Origin of the sequence: Falsiporphyromonas endometrii (assembly GCF_042654485.1) — a bacterium.
GTDB classification, from domain to species: Bacteria; Bacteroidota; Bacteroidia; order Bacteroidales; family Porphyromonadaceae; genus Porphyromonas; species Porphyromonas endometrii.
Genome location: NZ_JBHSGO010000104.1, coordinates 1 through 3,316, shown reverse-complemented (window position 1 = coordinate 3,316; position 3,316 = coordinate 1). Strand labels below are relative to the sequence as shown.

The following is a 3,316-nucleotide window of genomic DNA, read 5'->3' as shown; positions in this document are numbered from 1 at the left end:
TCTTCATGCTTAACCATTCGTTTTGACAACATTTCAATGATCTCTTTAGTGTTTTCGAACCGACTTTTGTCAGTTCTATTGTTTAACTTTTAATTTTTCGGTAAAAATTTACCGAAGTATTGTATAATTTGTATGAAATTAAAAAAAATTCTTTTGTTTTTTTCTGTTGTCTATGCTCCTATATTGGGGTATGCTCAATCGGATAAATTATTGTTGTCGTCAAAAGTTGATAGTGTTCTTTTGTCAGAATTTAAGGAGCCGGATCTTAGGGCGACTGGTTCTGTTGATCAACCTTATCAGTATCCAGTTGCATTGAGTTGGCTTGGAACTATTGATGCGAAGAAAGTTGGGATACCTTACTGTAATTATTTGTCTTTTAATAGTTCTAATAAGGGTGTTAGGTATTGGGCTGCTATTAATAAGCCCATACGCTATCAATTGAATATTGATCCTTCATTTGTAAATAGTTGGGAGTCTCTAGGGGGAAAGCCAAAAACTTCTAGTGATGATAATTATCTTGAAGTAGAATATCAAGAAGAAGCGTTGTATTCATTTCCTAGATTGAACTATGATTCTGATAAGTCATACCAAGCATTAGGATCGTTGTTGGTTGGCGGAAAAGCTGAGATTGCACCTGTTGATATGTCTGAAAGAGGAAAAACATATGAGCTTGGAGCGCTTCAACTGTCAGGTAAAGATGGTACTTTTGCAGGGTATCTTGGAGGAACAAATAGTAGTGGTATATATGGTTACGGAAATCTTTATATGATTTCGCAAGAGGAGTCTTACATGACAGGTGTAAACGTGTATTTATTCAAGAAGCCTGAAAAATATGAAAAAGAAGCAAAACTTATCTTAAGGGTATGGATGCCTGGTGAAGTAAATGGAGACTTTAAACTTAATAATATTCCTATTGAATATGCTGAGTGTTATTTTTCGAACATTAGGTCTTTTAACCCTAATGAAGTGCCTCTAAAAGACGGAGCTATAGCACATTTTTCATTTGACAGACCAATTAGCATGTATGGGAAGCCTATGATATTTATTTCAATAGAAGGATTTAGTAGTGATCCAACAAAAGAAGATTTTATTATGTTGATGGATCTCAAAGGAAAAGAAATGAGTGATTCAGATGTGTACAATAAACTGTCTCACAACTCGTTTGTCAGATTTAATAATTCTGATACCAATGGAGAATATCTGTATCCTATTAATCAATTTGGAGCTCCCATGGGGGCATCCCTTATGATATGTCCTATCCTTGACAGTCAGGGAAAAGATGTATTGGCGGTGTCTACTCCTTTATCAGAGGAAGATGTAAGTGTCAAAATTGTTGGCGATAATGTTGCTATTTCTACCTCCAATAGTGATTATAAAGAAGTTATGGTATTCAATACTGTTGGTCAATTAGTGACTAGATCTGTCATGGAAGATAATGTTTGCAATATTGTTCTTCCGGGCGGATCATATATTCTGCTTCTAAAATCAATTAGTGGAAAAGACTATATCAAAAGATTTTTAATCAATTAATTAAATAAGAATGTTATTCACTCTAAAAAAATAACCAATATGAAAACATTAAAAACTATTCTTTTAGTTGGAGCTTTGACTTTATTTGGAATGGTCACTTATGCTCAGCAAAAAACACATGTATTTAGCCAGATTGCATCTGCTAACACTTCATCGTACTTTATAAGAGACGACAGTACTCTTTGGAGTGCGGGATGGAATGCTGATGGAGAACTTGGAGTGCCTGAAGCAGGTGAAAGGACAGGTGTTATCCAATTGATGAGTCATGATCATGATTGGGTTTTTGCTGCTGGCGGTAGAAGTGCGGCATTTTTTATAAAGAATGACGGTTCAATGTGGGCTGTGGGTTCTAATGAAAAGTCATTGCAGGGAACTGGTAATGAACTTAGAAAAAACAAGGTGCTAACGCGAATCGGCGAGGATAATGATTGGAAGTATGTTACTGCTAGTAGATTCTGGGGTTATAATGGTTTTGCTATAAAAACTGATGGAACCTTGTGGGGATGGGGAGATAATGAAAGTGGAATCTTGGATCCTGATAAAAAAGCTAAAACAACACCGGTGCAGATAGGATCAGATAATGATTGGTTAAAAGTTGCATCTGGACAGGGTACTATTTTAGCTATAAAAACTGATGGATCGCTCTGGGCTTGGGGCTCAAACATGACAGGATCACTTGGCCTTGGAATCAAGGATAACACAGTAGTAATGAAGCCTACAAGAGTAGGATCAGATAATGATTGGATTGATATTAGTTGTGTTGAGCTAAGGTCATATGCAAAGAAAAAGGATGGAACATGGTATTCAGCAGGTTATAATGATGGTAGAAATCTCTTAGGTTTCAAAGGATATTCTCCTGAAGGAGAGTTTGACACATTCAATGAGTTTAAGAAGTTGGATTTGATAGACCAACCAATTATTTTTATTGGCGGTTATGGAGAAACTACAATGATCGGTGTTGGTGAGGGAGACGAGATTACACAGATATTCGGATGGGGATCTTTGGCCGACTATGCATTGGGAAATGGTAAGGGTTATTTATTTGGGTCAACAAAAGTACTTCCTCCAGTTACTGTTCCAACTTCTCCTTCTATTAAATCAGGTATAAGATTTAAACAAATGGCTACAGGACTAGCGTTTACAATCGTCCTAGATGAAAATGGTAAAGCCTATGGATGGGGATCTAACCGAGGTGGAATGCTAGTTGATGGGACTTCTGATCCTGAGGAATTAAAGACAAGTGTTTTTAAGAAGCCGACAGAAATTGAATGTCCACAAGACAAAGTCAATGTGTCAGTTTCAAATATTGTTTCTTCCGATTTATTTAGAATTGAAGGATTGAGTATTATGATTGGAGATAAAGTGGATCTTTTAAACATCTATTCTGGAGATGGAAGAATTCTATATCGTGCATCAGGATTGAATTCGGGTGATATTCTGAATTTCTCTAACATGAAGCATGATATCTTAATTATTAAAGCTGTTTCAAATGAACAATCACAAGTCGAAAAAGTAATTTTATAAAAAAAACTGAGTGGCGATGTCGATTCTCTTGACATCGCCATTAATATTTTAAGTTAGTATGAAAAGAATAGTAAGTATATGGATTTGCCTTCTATGCTTATTGTCTCCTTACTCATCTTTATTTGCTGAATCTGCAGATGTTGTTATTTCTGCAACTGACATTCCTTCGAATCTTAAGAAGGCCGTAGGAATCAAGCTTGTTGGGGAATGGGGCAGTGAGGAGTTCGCTGAACTTCCATTGGCACTGGGCACGTCGGGTTTT

General features: G+C 36.2%; 2 protein-coding genes. Both read left to right on the top strand.

Annotated features, from left to right (window positions below; all coding sequences use genetic code 11):
• Positions 1-132 precede the first annotated feature (132 nt).
• Positions 133-1,530 carry a hypothetical protein gene (locus ACFO3G_RS03600; protein WP_380078070.1) on the top strand — a complete coding sequence of 466 codons (1,398 nt, stop codon included), beginning with the start codon at positions 133-135 and terminating at the stop codon, positions 1,528-1,530.
• Positions 1,531-1,569: 39 nt separating this feature from the next.
• Positions 1,570-3,054: an RCC1 domain-containing protein gene (locus tag ACFO3G_RS03595; protein ID WP_380078068.1), complete on the top strand. Its 1,485-nt coding sequence runs from the start codon at positions 1,570-1,572 to the stop codon at positions 3,052-3,054.
• Positions 3,055-3,316: the final 262 nt, after the last annotated feature.